This window comes from Arthrobacter sp. P4_F10, from assembly GCF_056401435.1.
Genome location: NZ_JBFUJJ010000005.1, coordinates 49,606 through 69,866 on the forward strand (window position 1 = coordinate 49,606; position 20,261 = coordinate 69,866).

Genomic DNA, 20,261 nt, shown 5'->3' on the forward strand with positions numbered 1-20,261 from the left:
CGCCGGCTAGTCCCCGCGCCGTCGCCCCCCGTCGCCCCTCCGCTGCGGCGCTTCTTAGCGGAGTTTTTTAGCGGCGCTTCTTGGGAGTGCGCTTTGTGGCTGCCTTGACCGCGGCCGTCGAGGCCGCAGCCGGTGAAGGATCTTCAGTTTCCGGCTCTGCCACCGTGCCGCGCACCTTCGCGATTGCCTTCATGCCGTGGTAGATCACCAGCGCCGCAGCCGAGCCCAGCGCGATCCCGGTGAACTTCAGGTCCCCGATGGTCCAGGTGTAGTCGGCAATCCCGACAATGAGGGCGACGGCGGCCGTGGTCAGGTTGATCGAGTTGGAGAAGTTCACCTTGTTCTGGACCCAGATCTTCACACCCAGCACGCCGATCATGCCGTAGAGCATCGTGGCCGCGCCGCCCAGGACGCCGGCGGGGACGGTGGCGATAAGTTCGCCAAACTTCGGCGAGAAGCTCAGGATCACTGCAAAGATCCCGGCCACCCAGTACGCTGCCGTCGAATACACCTTGGTGGCAGCCATGACGCCGATGTTCTCGGCGTACGTGGTGGTCCCGGACCCGCCGCCCAGACCGGCAAGTACAGTGGCGGCGCCGTCTGCCAGCAGCGCCCGGCCGGAAACGCCGTCGAGGTTTTGGCCTGTCATGGCCGACACGGACTTCACATGGCCGATGTTCTCCGCCACCAGCACCAGCACCACCGGCACGAAGAGGCCCACGACGCCGAGGTGGAACTCGGGAGTCTGGAAGTGCGGCAGGCCGACCCACGCCGCGCCGTCTATCTTGGAGAAGTTCACCTCGCCCCGGATCATCGCAACAAGGTAGCCCACCAGAACGCCCACCAGGATGCTCAGCCGGCCCAGCATGCCGCGGAACAGCACGCTGACCACGATGATGACGGCCAAGGTGATGAAGGCTGTCACCGGGGCCTGGTCGAAGCTGCTCTTCGCCGCGGGCGCCAGGTTCAGCCCGATCAAGGCCACGATCGCGCCGGTCACGATCGGCGGCATGACCCGGTTGATCCAGCCGGCGCCGAACTTCTGCACCACGGCACCAACCACGGCGAGGGCCGCGCCGGCCAGCACCACGCCGCCCAGCGCCCCGGGGATGCCGAACTGCTGCTGGGAAGCCATGATCGGTGCGATGAACGCGAAGCTGGAACCGAGGTAGCTCGGCACGCGTCCCTGCGTGATGACCAGGAACAGCAGGGTGCCGATGCCGGAGAAGAACAAGGTGGTGGCTGGCGGCATGCCCGTGATGATCGGGACCAGGAAGGTGGCACCGAACATGGCCACAACGTGCTGCATCCCGATCCCTACCGTCAGGGGCCATATGAGCCGCTCATCCGGCCTGACGACCTCACCGGGGCGGACGGACTTGCCCGTGCCGTGGAGCTTCCATTTGGTGCCGAGCATGCTCATGCCGGGAGCCTTTCAGAGAATGTGGGGCGGGGGCGGAAGGAATCTGCCCGAGCAACTTTACCGCCCAGGGGTATACCGGCCGATCCTCTACCGGCCGTCCGTTGCCTCCGGAGGGCGTGTGTTGGGAGGGCGCGGATCGGGACGGCGCGGATCGGGACGGCGGGGTGCGCCGGGCTGGTGTCCGACGTCACAGGACGCAGCGGGAAGCAGACGCAGGCCGTTGAAGTTGCAACTATGGACAGCAGGAGAAGCCGGTCACCCAAGAGTGCGCCAGCCCAGGGAAAGGGACGCGAATGACGATCGCCCATGAAGAAGCAGTAATCGACGCAGCAGCGGTGGACGCCATCTTTGCCGAGGCCCGCACCGCGAACGCCTTCACCGGCGACGTTACTGAGGACCAGGCCCGCGCCATCTACGAACTGACGAAGTTCGGCCCCACCGCCTTCAACTCCCAGCCGCTGCGCGTAACCTACGTGCGCTCCGACGAAGCCCGGGCCACGCTCGTGGACGCACTTTCCGCCGGAAACCGTGCCAAGACGGCCTCCGCGCCGCTCGTCGCGGTCCTGAGCTACGACACCGCCTGGCAGGAACAGTGGGACGCGTTCCTTCCCGGCTACAACGCCCCCAAGGCCATGTACGACGCCGCGCCGGACCTCGCCGCGGCCACGGGCAACAACAACGCCCACCTGCAGGCCGGCTACTTCATCCTCGCGGTCCGCTCCCTGGGCCTCGCGGCCGGTCCAATGACCGGCGCCGACTTCGCCAAGATCGACGCCGCGTTCTTCCCCGACGGGAGCCAGAAGAGCTTCCTGGTGGTCAACATCGGCCAGCCCGGGGAAGATGCATGGGGCGCAGCCAAGCCGAAATTCGCCTACGAGGACGTCGTCCGTACCGTCTAAGGCCCCGGCGCCGCCCTCCGGCGCTGTCCGCCCGCGGAGGTGCCTCCGGCACTGTGCACCCGCGGAGGTGCCTCCGGCACCATGGGGGACAGGCCGGAGGCACGCGGGATGCGATTCTGCGGTTCAGCGCAAGGCCCACATCCAGGGCCACTTCCTATTTTAGTCCGTGCCTTCGCCGCCGGCACTGTGCGTTTTGCGACGGCCGCCCGGTCCGTAAACGCCGCGACGTGGCACACTTTTCCCATGCGGAACCTGATCGCGGTGGCCTTCGTGGAACCGGTAGCCGAGGGGCTCGAGTTTCCCCGTGATGACTGGCCGCTGCACCTCACCCTGGTTAAGTTCGACGTGGTTAAGTTCGATGTGGTTAAGTTCGGCGCCGTCGAACCCCGCGAGGAAGCCGGCACCGAACCTGAACCTGACGCGCCGGCCTCAGTCGATCCGCTCGCCGAACGGATCGCCACCCTCATGGCGGACCCGGTGACCGCTGCCCTGGGCTGCCGGCTCAGCGTGGACGGCGAAGCCGGGTTCGGGCGCGCAGGGTCGATCCCGGTCAACCTGATTGAGCCCAGCGAAGAGCTGCAGTTCCTCCACAACGAGCTGGTCCGGATCGTGGAGCAGCTGCCCGGCAGGATCTCGACGCCCGCCTACACCCTGGAAGGATACCGGCCGCACGTCTCGCACCACGGCGACAAACGGCTCCAGCAGGGCGACACCTTCGCCCTTGACCGGATAGCGCTGGTGGACATGGCGCCCGACGGCGGGCACGCCACGCGCCGGATCCTGAAGTTGTGGACCGAAGGCCCGGCGTAAGCGCCGGAACGGTCTCACGGGATAGCCTTCCCGTCATATCCGGGACACCGGCGGTGGATTCCTGCGGGCCGGGTGCCATACTTGGGTCAACTTCGACGGTGAAGTGACGTATTCGGGCAAATCACGGCGGACCGGGGGGACCACTAAATGATGCTTGACACCGCGACACTGCGGGTTGCCTTGGCGCTTGTCGACCTCACACTGCTCATGCTGTTCTACTTCATCACGTTCCGGCGCACCCGGTCGCCCTACAGCGGCTGGTGGTGCATGGCCCTCTTGCTGTTCCTGGTCGGCAACGCCGCGTACCTGCTGGACGGTACGGTGCACCAGGGGTGGGCCAACCCTGCCGGCAACGTCCTGCTGGTCGCCGGTGCCGCCAGCATCTGGGCCGGCGGACGATCGCTGAGGGCCCCCTCACCCCGGCTCTGGCACCTAGCGGCCGGCCCGGCTGCCACCGCCGTCGCTTCAGTTCTTGACCACCCGGCCACCAACACGTGGGCCGGAGGCCCCGTGTACCTGGGATTCATGGCCGTGCTGATCGGCTTGGGATCCCGGGAGCTGTTCCTGCTCGAGCGCGACTACTCGCGCGTCCACCGTCCCCTCGCCGTCGGCGCCGGCATCCTGGCCGTCTTCTACCTTGGCCGCCTCTTCGCCTTCCTGACGAAGGGACCGGACGGTGCGGTTTTCACGTCAGTCTTCGGATCCGTCCCCATGACGGTCTTCTCGATGGTGACGCTGGTGGTTGCTTCCTTCACCATGGCCGAGCTGAGCTACGAACAACAGACCCGGGATCTGCGGGCCCGCGCCACTGTGGACGGCCTCACGGGCCTGCTCAACCGCTCGGCGTTCCTGGATCTTGCGGAAAACGAACTGCGCCGCTTGCGCCGGACCGGCACCACGGCGTCGCTGATCCTGGCGGACCTGGACCACTTCAAGACGATCAACGACCAGTTCGGCCACTCAGCCGGAGACTCCGCCCTGCAGGCGTTTGCCAGGGCCTGCGTCGGTAGCGTCCGCTCCACCGACCTCGTGGGCCGCTACGGCGGCGAGGAATTCATCCTCCTGCTGCCGGGCGTCACTCCGGACCGGGCGCAGGAAATCGCGGCCGACATCAGCGTCCGGCTCCATCAAACCGGCTCGGCAGCCGTTCCCCGGCTGCCCACCGTGAGCTACGGCATCGCGTCCACCGGCTCCGGACCGGACGGCCTCGACGCTGCAGTGGTCCTGGCCGACGCGGCCCTCTACCAGGCAAAAACGCTTGGCAGGGACCGCGCCGAGTTGGCCACCGGCGGCTGAACTACGAAATAACGCCGTCCACCAGCGCCTTCGCCTCGGCCTGGACCTGCTTGAGGTGCTCGGCACCCTTGAAGGACTCGGCGTAGATCTTGTAAACGTCCTCCGTGCCGGAGGGCCGGGCCGCGAACCAGGCGTTCTCGGTCACAACCTTGAGGCCGCCAATCGCCGCGCCGTTGCCCGGTGCCTCGGTCAGCTTCGCCGTAATCGTTTCGCCGGCCAACTCTGTCGCGGTGACGTCGGACGAAGAGAGCTTGCCGAGGGCCGCCTTCTGCTCCCGGGTGGCCGCCGCGTCGATCCGGGCGTAGACCGGGTCGCCGAACTGGTCGGTGAGGCCCTTGTACAGCTGCGACGGTGACTTGCCCGTCACCGCCGTGATCTCCGAGGCCAGCAGTGCCAGCAGGATGCCGTCCTTGTCGGTGGTCCAGACGCTGCCGTCCATCTTGTTAAAGGAGGCACCGGCGGATTCCTCGCCGCCGAAAGCGCCTTCTCCGGACAGCAGCCCGGGGACGAACCACTTGAAGCCCACGGGAACCTCGACAAGCTTGCGGCCCAGGCTTTCAGCCACGCGGTCAATGATCGAGGAGGAGACCAGGGTTTTGCCGATCACGGACTGCGGGTTCCAGCCGGTGCGGTGCCGGTACAGGTAATCGATGGCGACGGCGAGGTAATGGTTCGGGTTCATCAGCCCGCCGTCCGGCGTAACGATTCCGTGGCGGTCGGCGTCCGCGTCGTTGCCGGTGGCGACGTCGAACTTGGCGCCGTCGGACATGCGGTTGATCAGGGAGGCCATCGCCGACGGCGAGGAGCAATCCATCCGGATCTTTTCGTCCCAGTCGAGGGTCATGAAGGCCCACTGGGGGTCGACGGTGGGGTTGACCACGGTGAGGTTCAGGTGGTGCCGCTCGCCGATCTCGCCCCAGTAGTCCACCGACGCGCCGCCCATCGGGTCGGCGCCGATCCGCACGCCAGCCTCGCGGATCGCATTCAGGTCCAGCACCGAGGGGAGGTCGTCGACGTAGCTGCTGAGGAAGTCGAACTTGCCGGTGGTCCCGGCGGCGAGGGCGTCGGCCACTGGGATCCGCTTGACTCCGCGCAGGCCGTTTTCGAGGAGCTCGTTGGCGCGGTTGGCGATCCAGCCGGTGGCGTCGGTGTCGGCGGGGCCGCCGTGCGGGGGGTTGTACTTGAATCCGCCGTCTCCCGGCGGGTTGTGGCTCGGGGTCACCACGATGCCGTCGGCCTGCGGCGCGCCCGGAGCGGCGTTCCGGTTGTGCGTAAGGATGGCGTGGCTCAGGGCAGGGGTGGGGGTGTAGCCGTGGCGCGCGTCGATGAGGACGTGCACGCCATTGGCCGCCAGCACCTCAAGGGCGGAGTTTTGTGCGGGCTCGCTCAGGCCATGGGTGTCCTTCGCCATGTAAAGGGGGCCGGTGATGCCTTGGCCCGCGCGATATTCCACGATCGCCTGCGTGATGGCGAGGATGTGGGGTTCGTTAAAGGACGCCTTCAGGCTCGATCCCCGGTGCCCGGAGGTACCGAAGGCCACCCGCTGGCCCGGGTCCGAGAGGTCCGGCGAAACGTCGTAGTACGCATCCAATAGCGCAGTGAGGTCAACAAGGTCTTGGGGTTGGGCAACAGTGCCCGCGCGGCTAGCCATGGCACCAGCATGCCAGACGAGGGCGGGGTGCAGCACGGTTTCGCGTCAAACCCGTTCCTGTGACGAAAGAAAACCCGCCGATCGGCCCGGTCCCAAGCCAACCCTGCGGCGGTACGCTGGATCCAGAGACTTCTTGAGGGGACATGCCATGACTGAACAGCCAAAACAAGGCAAAGACGAGACCCCGGAGGGTTACCAGCCGACCCTGCGGCTCCCGGACCACCAACCGGACTTTCCGCCAGAGCAGGCACCGCCCGCCAGTAAGGACCACGGACAGTCGGCGACGCAGCAGTTCGCGCAGCCGGGGTCAGGGCAGCAGCCCTATGCGGGCGCGCAGCCGGGGTCCGGGCAGCAGCCCGACACGGGCCAGCAGCCCCACGTCGGCCAGCAGCCCCACGCGGGCCAGCAGCAGCCCGGCCAGCAGCAGCCCGGCCAGGCGGCACCTGGCCATGGCCAGTTCTCAAGCCCGTACCCTCCGATCTACGGCGAGTCCGACCGGGCGCCATATGCGGCGGGCCAGCCGGGCTACGGCCAAGCGGCCTACAACCAGCCGGCCCCACCGTATGGCCAACCGTCGCCGTACGCTCAGCCGGGCAGTCCCAACGCCTACGGTCAGCCCGCGTACTACGGCGCACCGGCGGCGCCCAAGAGCCTGAGCATCGCCAGCATGTGCTGCGGCATCGCCGCGCTGGTGGGATTCGGATTCTTCCTGCTCCCGCAGCTGGCCGCCGTCATCCTGGGACACCTGGCCCTGCGGCGCGAACCGGCCGGCAGGGGCATGGCGATCGCCGGCCTCGTGATGGGATACGTCGGCATCGCCGTCACTATCCTGGTGCTGGTCATTTTCGGACTGGTCATCGGCACCGCACGCAACAGCGGATACGGCGTCTAGGCCTGCCCTGCGGCCGGGGCCTGCGTCGGCTCAGCGTGTCAGCGCAGCCACGAGCGCTCCGGCATTGGCCTCAAGCCAGGCACGCCGCCGGTTGATCTGGCCGCCCACGCCGTCCTGCCACATCCGCGCCCAGCCGCCGCCCAGGGCCGCGGCGTTGTGCCGCATCCGTTCGAAGCTGAGCGCCGCGGCCTCGATCCCGGCGCCGGGCACCCGGCGTCGTTCATCCTCGGTCCAGCCGTAGGCGTCGGCGAAGGTGCGCAGCCGGCGGAACGGGTCGTGGTCATCCCAGCCCGGCCACGCGTCTGACGGGTCGCGGAGCGGCACCCAGTGCATGGCGGTATTGAGCGAATCGTGGAGTGCCGTGGCGGGTCCGGCGAGGTCGAAATCCGCCAGTCCCGCGGCCAGGCCGTCCCGGACCACCACGTTCTGGGGTGTGACGTCCAGATGGCAGATGAGCCCGGCGGCATCGGAGGGGTTCGGCCGGACCGGCCGGGGCGGGAACGCGTGGACCTGCGGCACGAAGCCCGCTGACGCGGTGTGCAGGCGCCGCACCAGGCGGGCCACGGAGGCCAGCAGGTCCTCGGACTGCACCCAGGCTTCCGGCGGCGCCCCGGCGCACTGTCCCGGCACGAAGGTCAGGACGTCCCGGCCTTCTATGTCGCGGCCGAGGAAGCGCGGGGAGCCCTCAAAGCCGGCGTCGTGGAGCCAGTCGAGATACTCGGCGACGGCGAATGATTGTTCCTGGTGCGGGCGGCGGATGGTTCCGCCAACCCGCACCACACCCGCGGTGACATCGCCCGCCGGCATACTTTCGACGTCGGACGCCTCGCCCGGGGCGGGGGTGTAGACGCGCGAAGCAACCGGGACGCGATGCACGGGGTTCATCGGGTCAGCGTACGCCGCCCATGAGCTTCTTGATCGCCGGGGAGGCGACCGCCAGGCCCACAGCCAGCAGCATCGCGGTTCCACCGATGCCGATGAAGTAGGGCAGCTCGTCCTGCGGGTTGTACAGGCCGGACAGGATGCCGGCCACCGTGGTGCCCAGGGACACGGAGAGGAAGAACAGCGCCACCATCTGGGTGTGGAAGGCCTTGGGCGCCAGCTTGGTGGTGACGGACAGGCCGATGGGGGAGAGAAACAGCTCCGCGAGAGTGAAAAGGAGCAGGATTCCAACGAGTGCCAGCAGAGGGGTCTTGCCGGCGCCGGCCAGCGGGATGAAGGCAAGGAAAGCAAGGCCCATCACGAAGAGGCCTATCGAGAACTTCAGCGCCGAACCGGGCTGCTTCCGGCCGAGCCGGGTCCACAGGGCGGCCATGATGCCGGCAAAGATGATGATGAACACCGGGTTAATGGACTGGACCCAGGCGGCAGGCATTTCCCAGCCGAAGAGATTCCGGTCCAGTTTCTCCTCCGAGTACACGGCAATGAACGTGAACTGCTGCTGGAACAGCGCCCAGAACGCGGCCGAGGCGATATACAGCGGGATAAACGCCGCCACCCGTCCGCGCTCGGTGGCGGTGATCTTCTTGCTGCTGAAGATCAGGGCAAAGTACAGCACAGACGCGCCAATGGCGGCGTAGGCCATGGACACGGCAAGGTTCTCGGCGTTCACGGTGCCGGTCACGAGCAGCACGGCGATGATCACGGCGATGCCGGCGAAGATCAAGCCGTACCGGGTGCGCTGGGCGGCCGGGAGGGGATTCGGTACCCGGTGTGCTTCTGCGGGCAGTTTCTTGCGGCCCAGCGAGTAGATGACCAGGCCCACGGCCATGCCGACGGCGGCGGCGCCGAAGCCCCAGTGGAAGCCCTGGCTTTCCTGCAGCCAGCCGGTGACCAGCGGGCCGATCAGCGCACCGGCATTGATGCCCATGTAGAAGATGGAGAACCCGGCGTCGCGGCGTTCGTCCTTCTCGCCGTACAGGCTGCCGACGAGGGCGGTGGCATTGGCCTTCAGCCCGCCGGAGCCGACGCCCACCAGCACCAGTCCGGCGATCAGGCCGGGTACGCCGGGCACGAGTGCCAGCCCGATGTGGCCGGCCATGATCAGGACGGCCGCGCCGAACAGCACGCGCTCGGACCCGAAGAGCCGGTCCGCGAGCCAGGCGCCGAGGATTGTGGAGAGGTAGACGCCGCCACCGTAGGCGCCGACCAGGCCGGCCGCCAGGGCCTGCGGAATCTCAAGGCCACCCTGGGCGGCCGAGAAGTACATGTAATAGAGGAGGATCCCCTGCATTCCGTAGAAGGAGAAGCGCTCCCACATCTCTACGGAGAAAAGGCTGGCCAGCATCTTTGGGTGGCCAAAAAACGACGTGTCGTCCGGCGTCTTCGTGGGGGGACTGAACGAGGGATCGCCCGGCGTTGTAGCGGGGGGATGGGATAAATGAGTTGTGCTCATTTACTTAATGGTGACATTGTGACGCGCGATTGTCACATTCGCGCAGGCCCCAGGCAAGCAACCCAAACCGTGTTTTGCCTCTCTTTCGGGAGGACTTCCCGGGGCGTGCCGGGCCGCGCGGCTATGTCCTAGGCGGTCTCCCCGGCGGGCTCGCCGACGGGCTCGTCCGCGTCGAACATGATGATCTGCCGGATAGCGTGGCCGTCTGCCAGCTGGTCCATGGCCCGGTTGATGTCGGCCAGGGCGATGCGGTCCGAGATCAGCTCCTCGACGGGGAGTTTCCCGTCCCGCCACAACTGGGCGTATTTCGGGATATCCCGCGACGGGACGGCCGAGCCAAGATAGCTGCCCACAATTGTCCTGGCTTCTGCGGTGACGGTCAGGGGCGCCAGCTGGGCGCGGGCATCGGGGGAGGGTAGCCCGGCCGTGACGGTGGTGCCGCCGGGGGAGGTCGCAGCGAACGCGGTTTCGAACGCGCGCGGATTTCCCGCGCACTCGATCACGAACCTGGCTTTAACCCCGGCCTCGAGGACCTGCTGCGGAGTGTATGTCTCGTGGGCGCCGAGGCGGCGGGCGTGATCGAGCTTCTGCTCCAGCGTGTCCACGGCGATGATCCGCGAGATTCCTTGGGAGATGGCGGTGATGAGCGCCGCCATCCCCACGCCGCCGAGACCGACGATCATGATGCTGTCCTGCGGGCGGGGCCGGGCCGCGTTGAGCACCGCGCCGCCGCCGGTCAGCACGGCGCAGCCCAGGACCGCCGCAATGTCCGCGGGGATGTCGTCGTCCACCGGCACGGCGGAAGCGCGGTCCACCACGGCGTGGGTGGCGAAACCTGAGACGCCCAGGTGGTGGTGGACGGGTTCGCCGTCGCGGCTCAGGTGCCTGGATCCGTGCAGCAGCGTTCCGTCGTTGTTGCTCTGCGAGCCTGCCGTGCAGGGCAGCCGGCCGTCCTCGGCGCAGTTCGCGCAGCTCTCGCACCGGGGCAGGAAGGACATGACCACCCGCTGGCCGGGCTGAAGGTCCGTGACGTCGGAACCGACCGTCACGATGCGGCCCGCCGCTTCGTGGCCCAGCAGCATGGGTACCGGCCGGACCCGGTTGCCGTCGACAACGCTCAGGTCCGAGTGGCAGATCCCGGCGGCCTCCATCCGGACGAGGATCTCGGTGGGTCCGGGAGCCGCGAGTTCCAGCTCGGAGATGCTGATGGGCCTGGAGTCCGCGAAGGGGCGCGGGCGGCCGATTTCCTCAAGTACTGCACCGGTGATCTTCATTGATCCTCTTTCGCGGCCTGGTCGGGTTTGAGTGAACGATAGCCGCCGGCCGCAGCCAGCGTCCATTTGGGGCTTCCCGACGGCGGCGGCGTTGACGCCGGCCGGAGGGCCGGGGTCGGGTGGCGGAGGACAAGAAAACCTCAAGGTGACTGGGCCAGAGTGTGAGCCATGGCTGCTTGGGGAAAGCTTTGTCGTCCCCCGAACTCGGCAAGGCCGGCGGTGAGGGCAATGCCTTCCTCCACAGCGGCCTCTGTTCCGTTGCCACTCCGGTGGCCCTGGGCACCGGACCCGCCAGGAAGGTCCGCGAGTTGGGCCCGCGGCCGGTGGCTTCACCGCTTCCTGATCGGCCTGACGGTTTCTGCCCTAATGATCGCGGGCCTCGTGCCGGCGCAGGCCGCAAACGCCGTCACCACTCTTCACGTCTTTCTTGCCGCCGGGCAGTCGAACATGTCCGGGCGGGGCCTCCCCATCCTTGGCTTGGCAGACACGGCGCCGGACCCGCGGATCTTCCAGTACGGAGCCAAAACCCGCACGCTCCGTTCTGCCTCCGTCCCGCTGGACATGCACGACACGCCCAGCGGCATTTCCCCCGCGATGACCATGGCCCGCGAGTATTTGAAGACCCAGCCCCCCGACGTCGGAGTCCTCATCATCCCGGCCGCGCACGGCGACACCGCATTCACCAGCTTGCCGGGGACCCTGACCTGGGCCGTCGGCGCGGCTTCGGCCCCGGAGTTCGATTTGCCGACGCTCGCCGTCAAGCAGACGTTGAGCGGCATCGCGGCGGCGAAAACGGCCGGCTACACCGTGAGCCTCAAGGGCATCCTCTGGCACCAGGGCGAGAGCAACTCCGCCACAAGCACTGCCACCTACAGTGCGAGGCTGGACCAGCTCATTGCCTTCTTCCGCGACCGGCTGTCCGCGCCGAAGCTGCCCTTTGTGCTGGGACGGATGTCGCCGGAAGGCATCGCGGCCACTCCGGGCAGGGGCAACGTGGACAAGAGCCAGTACCAGACTCCGGGCCGCGTCGCCTATACCGGCTTCGCGCCCTCCCTGGCCTGCGCCCTGAATCCGGGGGACATGACCCACTTCTCCCGGGCCGGCATCGAATACCTGGGAAGGTCATACCTTTCCGCGTATCGGAAGGCGATCGCGAACACTCAAGCGTCCGGCATTGCCACTCCGGATCTCGCAGTGCCGAACTGTGCGGGCCGGGCCATTGCCATCGATCCGACGCGATTCCTGGACACCAGGGTCTGGCCGGGCCGGGTGGCTGCGGGCAAGTCGGTAACGTTCCGCGTTGCCGGCGTCCGCGGCGTGCCGGCCGACGCGTCCGCCGTCGTCGTGAACCTGACGGTGACCTCGCCGACGTCGTACGGCGTCATCACCGCCTACGCCTCCGGAACAAACAAACCAGGCACCTCAAACCTGAACTACGTTGCCGGGCAGACCGTTTCAAACCTCGCCATGGTGCCCCTGGGCGCGGACGGCCGGCTGACGCTCACCAATACCTCGTCCGGGACAGCGCATCTGATCGTAGATGTGTCCGCCTATTTCCACGAGGGCAAGCCGTCGTCGCCGGGGACGTTCAGTTCCGTGGCGCCCACCCGGCTGCTGGACACGCGGCTGTCCTCCGGGCCGGTTGCCGGCGGAAAATCGGTGTCCTTCATGGTCGGTGGCAAGCTGGGGATCCCGACGAACGCCTCGGCGGTGGTCCTGAATCTCACGGCGACCCAGACAGCGAGCTTCGGTTTCCTGACCGCGTACGCCGCGGGTTCCTTGATGCCGAGGGCGTCCAATGTCAACTACTCGGCGGGGCAGACCGTGCCCAACCTCGTCGTGGTCCCCGTCGGGACGGACGGGAAAGTGACGGTGTCGAACACCTCATCCGGGGCCGCGCAGGTCATTGCTGACGTCGCGGGATACTTCCTGCCCGGCAAACCCGTCCAGGCAGGCGCCCTCCGCGCGCTGTATCCCACGCGCTTCCTGGACACGCGGGTCTCCTCCGGCCCCGTCGCGGCCGGGGCCTCGCTGACGTTCCACGTGCGCGGCGTCAAGGGAATCGCGACAACCGTGGCCGCCGTGGTGGTCAACCTGACGACCACCGAGGCAAAGTCCACCGGGTTCCTCACGGCGTTCGGCTCGGGGTCGCCCACGCCGAACGCCTCGAGCCTGTTCTACGTGCGCGGCCAGACGATCGCCAATCTGGCCGTGGTTCCGGTGGGGCCGGACGGCAACGTCAAGATTACGAATAACTCGAGCGGATCCGTCCAGATCATCGCCGACGTCGCCGGCTACTTCCGCGGGTAGGGGGCCGATCCGTCGCGGAACGAAGGGCGGCCCGCTGGATTCCTGGGTGCCACGGGGTAGGTGTCTGGCTGGCTTCCTGGGCCCGGCCGGGGGACATGCCCATTCTTGGCGCCCGCGGGTGGACATGATGGCATTGTGTCCAGCGGCCGCGGCAAGGGGTGGGCATGTCCCCGATGAGCACCGGACATGTCCCGGGTGCGGCGTGGGGAATGGGCATGTCCTCAACGGTGGAGGGTGGGCATGTCCCCTGTTTGACCTGCGTTCCGAAAATGTCCCGTGTCCGGCGTGAGAACTGGGCATGTCCCCGGTGAGTGGCGGGTCCTTGGCTAGAACCCCAGTTGGGCGGCCACCTGCAGCAGCAGCCCCTCGGAACCCATTGGCCCGATCAGCTGGATGCCCATCGGCAGGCCGGAACCGGGGGCGCCGCCGGTCCAGTGCACCGGGACACTGATCGCCGGCAGCCCGCAGACGTTCACCATGGACGACCACGGCGCGTATTCGCACTGTTTGCGGTAGTCGTCGTCGGCGTCGCCCGCCCATTCCGCGACCGGCCAGTAGCCCCCGCCGTGGGTCGCGCCCGTGAACCAGCCCACCGGGCGGGGTGTCTGTGCCAGGGCCGGCGTCAATATGAGGTCCCATGGGGTGTACTGCGCGATCGTGTCCCGCTGGAACTGCCGGAGGAACCCGACCGATTCGTTGACTTTGGCCGCACTGCGCTGCTGTGCGCGCCGGCGGAACGTCCTGGTGAGCGGGGTCAGCAGCGCCTCGCGCTGGGGCGCGATTCGCGCGCTGCCAATGCCGGCGGTCCACGCTGTGGTGAAGGCATCCGGGTAGCGGTTGTCATAGCGAATCGCTGCAGTCGAGGTCTCGTGGCCCGCCGCCTCAAGCCGCGCGACGCCGTCGGCCAGCGCGTCGAGCGCCTCCGGGTCCGGGATCACAGGGAAGATCGATTGCCACGGGCTGTCGAGGCTTATCCCGATCCGCAGCCGGCGCGGCTCCCTGGCAGTCAGTTCGAGATATCCGGCCTCCGCCGGGCCTGCCGCGGCCGGTCCGTCCTCACTTTGGCTTGCACCGTGCGGGGCCGCGCCGGGCATCAGGGCATCGAGCAGCAGGGCGGCATCGGCGGCGGAGCGGGCGAGCGGTCCGGCAACCACGAGCTGCGCGGGATCGCCGGAGCTTTCCCCGGCCGGCACGAGCCCACGTCCGGGCTTCAGCCCGACCAGCCCGCACGCCGCGGCCGGGATCCGGACGGAGCCGCCGCCGTCGGACCCGGGGGCGAACGGCAACAGTCCCGCGGCCACGGCGGCAGCGCTGCCGCCCGAGGAGCCGCCCGAACTGCGGCTGAGCGCATGCGGATTGCGCGACGGCGGAGCGACCCGGTTCTCGCTGTAGGCTGTCAGGCCGAACTCCGGGACCTGGGTCTTGCCCAGCGAGATGACCCCCGCAGTCTTGAGCGCGACGGGAAGTGCGCCGTCGGCCAGCGCCGGTTTACGCTCCAGTGCGGCGCTGCCATGCGTGGTAACGACCCCTGCCACATCCGTCAGGTCCTTGAACGCGACCGGTATCCCATGCAGCGGCGGCAAGGCGCCGCCGTTCCGGCTCCGGAGGGCGTGGAGCCGGTCAGCTGCCGCGGCGTCCTTCTGCGCCTGCTCCGCGGTGACGGTGATGAAGGCCCCGAGCTGCCGATTGTGGGCTTCGATGCGGTCCAGGAAATGATCGGTGGCCTGCCTGGCGGACAGTTCCCCGGACCGGAGCGCATCGCGGAGCTCGACGGCCGAGAGCTCGTGGATCTCAGCCAAGGAGGCGGGGTCCCGGCCGTTCCGTGGGCCGCGCGGCCCGAATCCCCGCGGGACATGCCCATTCTTGGGAACTGCGGAAGGACACAATGGCATTATGCCCAGCGCTCGCGGCCAGGGGAGGGCATGTCCCGTGGCGGGGGCCGCGGACGGACCGCTCCGCGGGGTGTTGGGCTGCCATGAGGTCTCCTTTGCGGTCTCCAGAAGCGTAACCTGCCGCCGGCGTGGGCGCGCTGGAAGCGGCGGGGGATACGCTGGGATCGGAGCTTCAAATCTGCGGAAAGGGTGAACATGAGCGACTTCCAGACCGTGAGCGTGTCGGGCATCCCCGATGGTGCCAAGATCGTGGACGTCCGCGAGGACTACGAATGGGTTGCGGGCCACGCCGAGGGTGCCCTGCACATTCCCATGGACCAGCTGCCGGCCCGGGTCGAGGAGCTTGACCCGGACGAGGACCTCTATGTTATTTGCCGCACCGGCGGCCGTTCCTACCGGGCCACTCAGTGGCTGGTCGGAATGGGATATTCCGCGGTGAATGTGGCCGGCGGCATGGACCAGTGGGTCGAGTCCGGCATGCCTTTGGTGTCCGACAACGGGCTTAAACCGGTCGTCCTGTAACCGAAGAAGGAAGAACTGATGCCCGCACCAACGCTCACCTACACATTCCTCGGACCCGAGGGCACCTTCACCGAGGCTGCCCTGATGCAGGTCCCGGACGCGGCCGAGGCCATCCGCATCCCGTCCTCGAATGTGAACACGGCGCTGGACAAGGTGCGGAACGGCTCCGCCGATGCGGCCATGGTGCCGATCGAAAACTCGGTCGAGGGCGGCGTCACGGCCACCCTCGACGCCATCGCCACCGGCCAGGAACTCAGGATCCTCCGGGAGGCCCTGGTGCCCATCAGCTTCGTCCTGGTGGCCAGGCCCGGCGTCGCAATCGGGGACATCCGGCGCGTCTCCACCCACGGTCATGCCTGGGCCCAGTGCAGGCTCTGGGTTGAAGCTAATATTCCCAATGCGGAATATATCCCCGGGTCTTCCACCGCCGCTGCCGCCATAGGCCTGCTGGACGGCGACAGCGTCCATTACGACGCCGCGATCTGCGCCCCGATAGTGGCCACAGAGCAGCCCGGCCTGAAGGTGCTTGCGGAAAACATCGGCGACAACCCGGGCGCGGTCACCCGGTTCGTGCTCGTGGGCCGGCCGGGCGAATTGCCTGCCCCCACCGGCGCGGACAAGACCACCGTGGTGGTGCCCCTGCCCGAGGACCGGCCGGGTGCGCTGATGGAGATCCTGGACCAGTTCGCCACCCGCGGCGTGAACCTGAGCCGGATCGAATCCCGGCCGACCGGGCAGTACCTGGGCCATTACTTTTTCAGCATTGACGCCGACGGCCACGTGGCGGACGCCCGGGTGGCCGACGCGCTCGCGGGTCTGCACCGGATCAGCCCGGCCACACGCTTCCTCGGTTCCTACGAGCGTGCCGACGGCCACCGCACCAGCGTTGCCCCGCATACCTCGGACCACGCATTCCGCGCCGCGCATGCGTGGGTGAAAGACATTCTGGGCGGCGCATCTGCTGAGGCGGAATATACCCCGGGGGCTTCGCCCAGAGCGTAGGCAAATGCCATATGGCGCACTTCCACCACTTCCCAACTGTGCGTATGCTTGCCTGATCCATATTGGGGAAGTCCCCTACGGGAGGGAGCGGGTCATGTCAGGCACCAGCACAGAAAATGACGGCCAGGGAATGATTGTCAATCCCAAGCCGACTGCTGAGAACCAGGACTGGGACGGCGACGACGCCGACCGCGCGGACCGCTTGCGCTTCGAAGAGGAGCAGGCAATGATCCGGGAGCAGTCCGAAGCCCGGGCCGCCAAGGCTGCAGCAGAGGCGAAAAAAGCGGCTGAGGCGAAGAAGGCCGCCAGCGCCTAGCCCTCGCTCCAGCCGCCGTCGGCGCCTAGCCGCCTTTGATACCGTCCTTGACCCGGACCAGCAGGGATCCCGGGGCCACTTCCACGACGACCTTCGTGGCCTCCCCGGAAGGATCGCCGTCCACCTGGGTGGGCATAGGTTCGGGGCATCGGATGGTGATCTTGCCGGAGCGGTAATAGGTCATGACCGGCAGGTCTTTCTTGTGCTTTAGCACGATTTTTGTGGACATGGCCAGCCAGCCGATTGCACTGCGCGGGCTCATCACCACGATGTCCAGCATCCCGTCATCGATCATGGCCTGCGGGATGAAGTCGATTCCCCCGGGGATCAGGCCGCAATTCGCGAACAAAACGCTGCGGATCTTCCGGGTCTGCTCGGGTTGGTCATCGAGCGCTATCGAGACCCTCTTGCGACGCCCCGCAAGGTGCCGGACCCAGGCTTCTGTGTACGCCAGCCAGCCCACGGCCTTCTTCAGGCCATCTAGGGTGTCAGTGACCACTTCGGCGTCCATGCCGATGCCCGCGATCACGAGGAACGTGTACTGCGCGGATTCCCCGGTGCGTGAATTCTCCAAGGTGAGCCGCGCCGTATCGATGAACCGCTGGTGTCCGAACAAAGAGGCCTGCACGTTGCCGGGGAGGTCGTTCACCTCCAGATGCACATTGCGGGCCAGGAGGTTCCCGGTGCCCAGCGGGACCAGGCCCATCGGGATGTCCGTCCCGGCAAGGACCTCGGCCACCACACGCACGGTACCGTCGCCGCCACCGGCCAGTACGACGTCGGCCCCGTAGGCCACCGCCGCCCGCGCCTGCGAGAAGCCGGGGTCCTCCGCGGTGGTTTCGAAGACGCGCGGCGCCGGCCAGCCCGCCTCCGCGCACGCGGCTTCAATCAGGCCCCGGGCCTCGGCCGATCTCGCCTTGATCGGGTTCAGGACCACGGCAACCTTCTGGCGGCCCGTGCCAGGGCTGTGGGTTTCCTCCCACACGGCAGGGCGGGTGTGCTTGGCCTTGAGCCGGCGCACCCCCCACCAACTGGAGGCGGCAAAGACCAAGACCCCAGCGATGACGAGGTAGAGCAGCCAGTCGCGCATTGTGATCCAACAGTATCCCGCCAGCGCCCCCGACCGGCTTGCCCGGCAACGGTGGCCGGATTGGATACTCTTGTCTGGTGATCGACGTAAAAGACCTCAGCGAATATCCGGACAAGTTCCGTGCCAGCCAGCGCGCCCGCGGCGCCGACGAATCCGTGGTGGACGCGATCATCGCTGCGGACTCGGCCAGGCGAGCGGCGCTGATCCGGTTCGAGAACCTCCGGGCCGAACAGAATGCCTACGGCAAGAAGGTCGCCCAGGCCAAGGGCGAGGAAAAGCAGGCCCTCCTCGCCGAGCTGAAGGTTCTGGCTGCCTCCGTCAAGAGCGCATCGGCCGAGGCCGATGTAGCTCAAACGGCCCAGGAGGAACTGCTCCGCGCCATCCCCAACCTGATCGAGGACGGCGTCCCGGCTGGCGGCGAGGACGACTACATTGTGGTCAAGAAGGTGGGCACGCCGCGCGAATTCCCCGACTTCGAGCCGAAGGACCACCTGGAGATCGGTGAGCTGATCGGGGCCATTGACATGGAACGCGGGGCGAAGGTTTCCGGATCCCGGTTCTACTTCCTGCGCGGAGTCGGCGCCCGGCTGGAAATGGCACTGCTCCAGATGGCCATGGAACAGGCGATCGACGCCGGGTTCGTCCCCATGATCACGCCCACCCTGGTCCGCCCGGAAACCATGCAGGGCACCGGCTTCGACGTCAAGCACGACGCCGAGATCTACCGTCTCGCCGAAGACGACCTGTACCTGGTGGGCACCTCGGAAGTGGCCCTGGCCGGCTACCACGCCGACGAGATCCTGGACCTTTCGGCCGGCCCCATCCGCTACGCGGGCCAGAGCTCGTGCTACCGCCGCGAGGCAGGCTCGCACGGCAAGGACACCCGCGGCATCATCCGGGTCCACCAGTTCAACAAGGTGGAGATGTTCATCTACACGACGGTTGAGGAGGCGGCCGCCGAGCACGACCGCCTCCTGGCGTGGGAAGAGGAGATGCTGGCCAAGTGCGAGCTCCCGTACCGTGTCATTGACACCGCTGCCGGGGACCTTGGCAATTCGGCGGCGCGGAAGTTCGACTGTGAGGCATGGGTCCCCACCCAGGGCGCGTACCGGGAGCTGACCTCGACCTCGAACTGCACCACGTTCCAGTCGCGCCGCCTGAACATCCGGGAACGGGTTGTGAACGAGGACGGTGCGCCCAAGGGCACGCGGGCCGTGGCTACGCTCAACGGCACCCTGGCCACCACGCGCTGGATCGTGGCCATCCTGGAGCACCACCAGAACCCCGATGGCTCCGTCAACGTCCCCGCCGCGCTGCAGAAGTACCTTGGCGGCATGACGGTCTTCCCCGTCCTCTAACCCCCCCGTCCCTAACCCCAGCCAGGCCTCCGGTGGCCGCCGGGTAAACATTCACACTGGGGAGAAGCTGTGGGTGTTTACCACAAGTTAACACGCTGCTGTGGCGTGTGTCCTAGCGGCCGTCGGGGGTGTCTGCTCTACTTGTGAGATGACAACCATGACTGAATCCTCAGTCGCCGGCAACGATGACCGGCGCACCACACACCAGAACACGACAGACAAGAACACGGCAGCCCCGATCACGGCAGCCCCGGTCAAGTCAGCCCCGATCAAGTCAGCCCCGATCAAGTCAGCGCGGGACAGAAGCGCCCGGAACGGCGCCGGCGAAAAGATGCTGATCGCCCTGGACGTCGATGGCACCCTCGTGGACCACGACGGGCACATGTCGGTTCCCGTCCGCGAGGCCGCCCATGCCGTCGTGGCCGCCGGCCACCACGTCATGATCGCCACCGGCCGCTCCCTCAACGCAACGTTGCCCGTGATCGAACACATCGGGATCGACAACGGCTACGCCGTGTGCTCCAACGGCGGTGTGATCCTGCGCGTCGACTCCGGGCTGCCGGATGGCTATGAAATCCTCCATAAGGCAACATTTGACCCCGGGCCGGTGCTCCGCGCCCTGCGTAAGCGGCTGCCCACTGCCAAGTACGCGCTCGAGGACGCGGACGGCAACTTCCTGTCCACCGAACGCTTCCAGGACGCCAGCTTCGGCGTCGAAGCGGTCGGCGTCGACTTCCAGACCATGCTTGAGGCAACCGCCGTGCGCGTGGTGGTCTTCAGCTCGGAGAACACGCCCGAAGAGTTCAACACCGCGATCCGCCACATCGGGCTCGCCGGCGTGACGTATTCGGTGGGCTGGACGGCGTGGCTGGACATTGCCGCCGCCGGAGTCACAAAGGCCAGCGCGCTGGAACAGCTCCGGGACCGGCTCAGCATTGAAGCCCACCGCACCATCGCCGTCGGGGACGGCCGCAACGACATCGAGATGCTGACCTGGGCGCGCCGTGGCGTGGCCATGGGCCAGGCCCCCGTTGAAGTGATTGCCGCCGCAGATGAAGTGACGAAATCGGTCTACGACGACGGCGCCGCGCACGTGCTTCGCAGCCTCCTCTAGGCATCGCGGGGCGGACG

The 20,261-nt window shown here is 67.6% G+C and carries 18 protein-coding genes; 10 read left to right on the forward strand and 8 right to left on the reverse strand.

What is annotated here, in order from left to right; all coding sequences use genetic code 11:
• Positions 1-67 precede the first annotated feature (67 nt).
• A complete protein-coding gene (locus AC1DR1_RS07490) occupies positions 68-1,423 on the reverse strand; it encodes a uracil-xanthine permease family protein (RefSeq protein WP_476992416.1) in 1,356 nt (451 codons plus the stop codon).
• Between the two features lie 293 nt (positions 1,424-1,716).
• Here AC1DR1_RS07490 and AC1DR1_RS07495 point away from each other — a divergent pair, with 293 nt between their 5' ends.
• The 3 genes from AC1DR1_RS07495 to AC1DR1_RS07505 all read left to right on the forward strand — a co-directional run bounded on the left by AC1DR1_RS07495 (position 1,717) and on the right by AC1DR1_RS07505 (position 4,428).
• Positions 1,717-2,322, forward strand: coding sequence for a malonic semialdehyde reductase (locus AC1DR1_RS07495; protein ID WP_229995634.1), 606 nt, complete (start codon positions 1,717-1,719; stop codon positions 2,320-2,322).
• Positions 2,323-2,565: 243 nt separating this feature from the next.
• On the forward strand, positions 2,566-3,132 hold the full coding sequence (locus AC1DR1_RS07500) for a hypothetical protein (RefSeq protein WP_229995633.1): 567 nt from the start codon (positions 2,566-2,568) through the stop codon (positions 3,130-3,132).
• A gap of 147 nt (positions 3,133-3,279) precedes the next feature.
• Positions 3,280-4,428, forward strand: a complete 1,149-nt coding sequence (locus tag AC1DR1_RS07505) for a GGDEF domain-containing protein (RefSeq protein WP_476992417.1) — start codon at positions 3,280-3,282, stop codon at positions 4,426-4,428.
• A gap of 1 nt (position 4,429) precedes the next feature.
• Here the strand turns inward: AC1DR1_RS07505 and pgm are convergent, their stop codons facing one another.
• Positions 4,430-6,079, reverse strand: a complete 1,650-nt coding sequence (gene pgm / locus AC1DR1_RS07510) for a phosphoglucomutase (alpha-D-glucose-1,6-bisphosphate-dependent) (protein ID WP_229995631.1) — start codon at positions 6,077-6,079, stop codon at positions 4,430-4,432.
• 148 nt (positions 6,080-6,227) lie between these two features.
• On the opposite strand from pgm, the gene AC1DR1_RS07515 reads away from it, so the two are divergent.
• Positions 6,228-6,971 carry a DUF4190 domain-containing protein gene (locus tag AC1DR1_RS07515; RefSeq protein ID WP_229995630.1) on the forward strand — a complete coding sequence of 248 codons (744 nt, stop codon included), beginning with the start codon at positions 6,228-6,230 and terminating at the stop codon, positions 6,969-6,971.
• 30 nt (positions 6,972-7,001) lie between these two features.
• Here AC1DR1_RS07515 and AC1DR1_RS07520 read toward each other — a convergent pair whose 3' ends face one another.
• From AC1DR1_RS07520 to AC1DR1_RS07530, 3 genes are all read right to left on the reverse strand, one after another.
• Positions 7,002-7,856, reverse strand: a complete 855-nt coding sequence (locus tag AC1DR1_RS07520) for an aminoglycoside phosphotransferase/kinase family protein (RefSeq protein ID WP_229995629.1) — start codon at positions 7,854-7,856, stop codon at positions 7,002-7,004.
• A 4-nt stretch (positions 7,857-7,860) separates the two neighbouring features.
• Positions 7,861-9,366: a peptide MFS transporter gene (locus tag AC1DR1_RS07525; protein ID WP_364746873.1), complete on the reverse strand. Its 1,506-nt coding sequence runs from the start codon at positions 9,364-9,366 to the stop codon at positions 7,861-7,863.
• A gap of 128 nt (positions 9,367-9,494) precedes the next feature.
• Positions 9,495-10,640, reverse strand: a complete 1,146-nt coding sequence (locus AC1DR1_RS07530) for an alcohol dehydrogenase catalytic domain-containing protein (RefSeq protein ID WP_364746875.1) — start codon at positions 10,638-10,640, stop codon at positions 9,495-9,497.
• A 366-nt stretch (positions 10,641-11,006) separates the two neighbouring features.
• On the opposite strand from AC1DR1_RS07530, the gene AC1DR1_RS07535 reads away from it, so the two are divergent.
• Entirely contained in the window at positions 11,007-12,950 is a 1,944-nt protein-coding gene (locus AC1DR1_RS07535) for a sialate O-acetylesterase (RefSeq protein ID WP_476992418.1), read from the forward strand.
• A 326-nt stretch (positions 12,951-13,276) separates the two neighbouring features.
• Here AC1DR1_RS07535 and AC1DR1_RS07540 read toward each other — a convergent pair whose 3' ends face one another.
• Positions 13,277-14,749, reverse strand: a complete 1,473-nt coding sequence (locus tag AC1DR1_RS07540) for an amidase (RefSeq protein ID WP_229995919.1) — start codon at positions 14,747-14,749, stop codon at positions 13,277-13,279.
• A 288-nt stretch (positions 14,750-15,037) separates the two neighbouring features.
• Here AC1DR1_RS07540 and AC1DR1_RS07545 point away from each other — a divergent pair, with 288 nt between their 5' ends.
• The 3 genes from AC1DR1_RS07545 (at position 15,038) to AC1DR1_RS07555 (ending at position 16,682) form a co-directional block, all read left to right on the forward strand.
• Positions 15,038-15,364, forward strand: coding sequence for a rhodanese-like domain-containing protein (locus tag AC1DR1_RS07545; protein ID WP_229995920.1), 327 nt, complete (start codon positions 15,038-15,040; stop codon positions 15,362-15,364).
• An 18-nt stretch (positions 15,365-15,382) separates the two neighbouring features.
• Entirely contained in the window at positions 15,383-16,366 is a 984-nt protein-coding gene (gene pheA / locus AC1DR1_RS07550) for a prephenate dehydratase (RefSeq protein WP_229995921.1), read from the forward strand.
• Between the two features lie 94 nt (positions 16,367-16,460).
• Entirely contained in the window at positions 16,461-16,682 is a 222-nt protein-coding gene (locus tag AC1DR1_RS07555) for a hypothetical protein (RefSeq protein WP_018774949.1), read from the forward strand.
• Positions 16,683-16,707: 25 nt separating this feature from the next.
• On the opposite strand, the gene AC1DR1_RS07560 is transcribed toward AC1DR1_RS07555, so the two are convergent.
• Complete coding sequence (locus AC1DR1_RS07560; protein WP_229995922.1) at positions 16,708-17,772, reverse strand: diacylglycerol/lipid kinase family protein; 1,065 nt, start codon at positions 17,770-17,772, stop codon at positions 16,708-16,710.
• A 77-nt stretch (positions 17,773-17,849) separates the two neighbouring features.
• Here AC1DR1_RS07560 and serS point away from each other — a divergent pair, with 77 nt between their 5' ends.
• Positions 17,850-19,130 (forward strand): serine--tRNA ligase, encoded by a 1,281-nt coding sequence (gene serS / locus AC1DR1_RS07565; RefSeq protein ID WP_229995923.1) that lies wholly within the window; start codon positions 17,850-17,852, stop codon positions 19,128-19,130.
• An 87-nt stretch (positions 19,131-19,217) separates the two neighbouring features.
• Here the strand turns inward: serS and AC1DR1_RS07570 are convergent, their stop codons facing one another.
• Positions 19,218-19,514: a pentapeptide repeat-containing protein gene (locus tag AC1DR1_RS07570; RefSeq protein WP_476966099.1), complete on the reverse strand. Its 297-nt coding sequence runs from the start codon at positions 19,512-19,514 to the stop codon at positions 19,218-19,220.
• On the opposite strand from AC1DR1_RS07570, the gene AC1DR1_RS07575 reads away from it, so the two are divergent.
• Positions 19,414-20,244 (forward strand): HAD family hydrolase, encoded by an 831-nt coding sequence (locus AC1DR1_RS07575; RefSeq protein WP_476992475.1) that lies wholly within the window; start codon positions 19,414-19,416, stop codon positions 20,242-20,244. The two genes, AC1DR1_RS07570 and AC1DR1_RS07575, sit on opposite strands and share 101 nt — an antisense overlap.
• Positions 20,245-20,261 lie beyond the last annotated feature (17 nt).

Coding starts and splice junctions, on each gene's coding strand:
- AC1DR1_RS07490 (WP_476992416.1), bottom strand. CDS start 1,423: ATGAGCATGCTCGGCACCAAATGGAAGCTCCACGGCACGGGCAAGTCC.
- AC1DR1_RS07495 (WP_229995634.1), top strand. CDS start 1,717: ATGACGATCGCCCATGAAGAAGCAGTAATCGACGCAGCAGCGGTGGAC.
- AC1DR1_RS07500 (WP_229995633.1), top strand. CDS start 2,566: ATGCGGAACCTGATCGCGGTGGCCTTCGTGGAACCGGTAGCCGAGGGG.
- AC1DR1_RS07505 (WP_476992417.1), top strand. CDS start 3,280: ATGATGCTTGACACCGCGACACTGCGGGTTGCCTTGGCGCTTGTCGAC.
- pgm (WP_229995631.1), bottom strand. CDS start 6,079: ATGGCTAGCCGCGCGGGCACTGTTGCCCAACCCCAAGACCTTGTTGAC.
- AC1DR1_RS07515 (WP_229995630.1), top strand. CDS start 6,228: ATGACTGAACAGCCAAAACAAGGCAAAGACGAGACCCCGGAGGGTTAC.
- AC1DR1_RS07520 (WP_229995629.1), bottom strand. CDS start 7,856: ATGAACCCCGTGCATCGCGTCCCGGTTGCTTCGCGCGTCTACACCCCC.
- AC1DR1_RS07525 (WP_364746873.1), bottom strand. CDS start 9,366: ATGAGCACAACTCATTTATCCCATCCCCCCGCTACAACGCCGGGCGAT.
- AC1DR1_RS07530 (WP_364746875.1), bottom strand. CDS start 10,640: ATGAAGATCACCGGTGCAGTACTTGAGGAAATCGGCCGCCCGCGCCCC.
- AC1DR1_RS07535 (WP_476992418.1), top strand. CDS start 11,007: ATGATCGCGGGCCTCGTGCCGGCGCAGGCCGCAAACGCCGTCACCACT.
- AC1DR1_RS07545 (WP_229995920.1), top strand. CDS start 15,038: ATGAGCGACTTCCAGACCGTGAGCGTGTCGGGCATCCCCGATGGTGCC.
- pheA (WP_229995921.1), top strand. CDS start 15,383: ATGCCCGCACCAACGCTCACCTACACATTCCTCGGACCCGAGGGCACC.
- AC1DR1_RS07555 (WP_018774949.1), top strand. CDS start 16,461: ATGTCAGGCACCAGCACAGAAAATGACGGCCAGGGAATGATTGTCAAT.
- AC1DR1_RS07560 (WP_229995922.1), bottom strand. CDS start 17,772: ATGCGCGACTGGCTGCTCTACCTCGTCATCGCTGGGGTCTTGGTCTTT.
- AC1DR1_RS07570 (WP_476966099.1), bottom strand. CDS start 19,514: ATGTGCCCGTCGTGGTCCACGAGGGTGCCATCGACGTCCAGGGCGATC.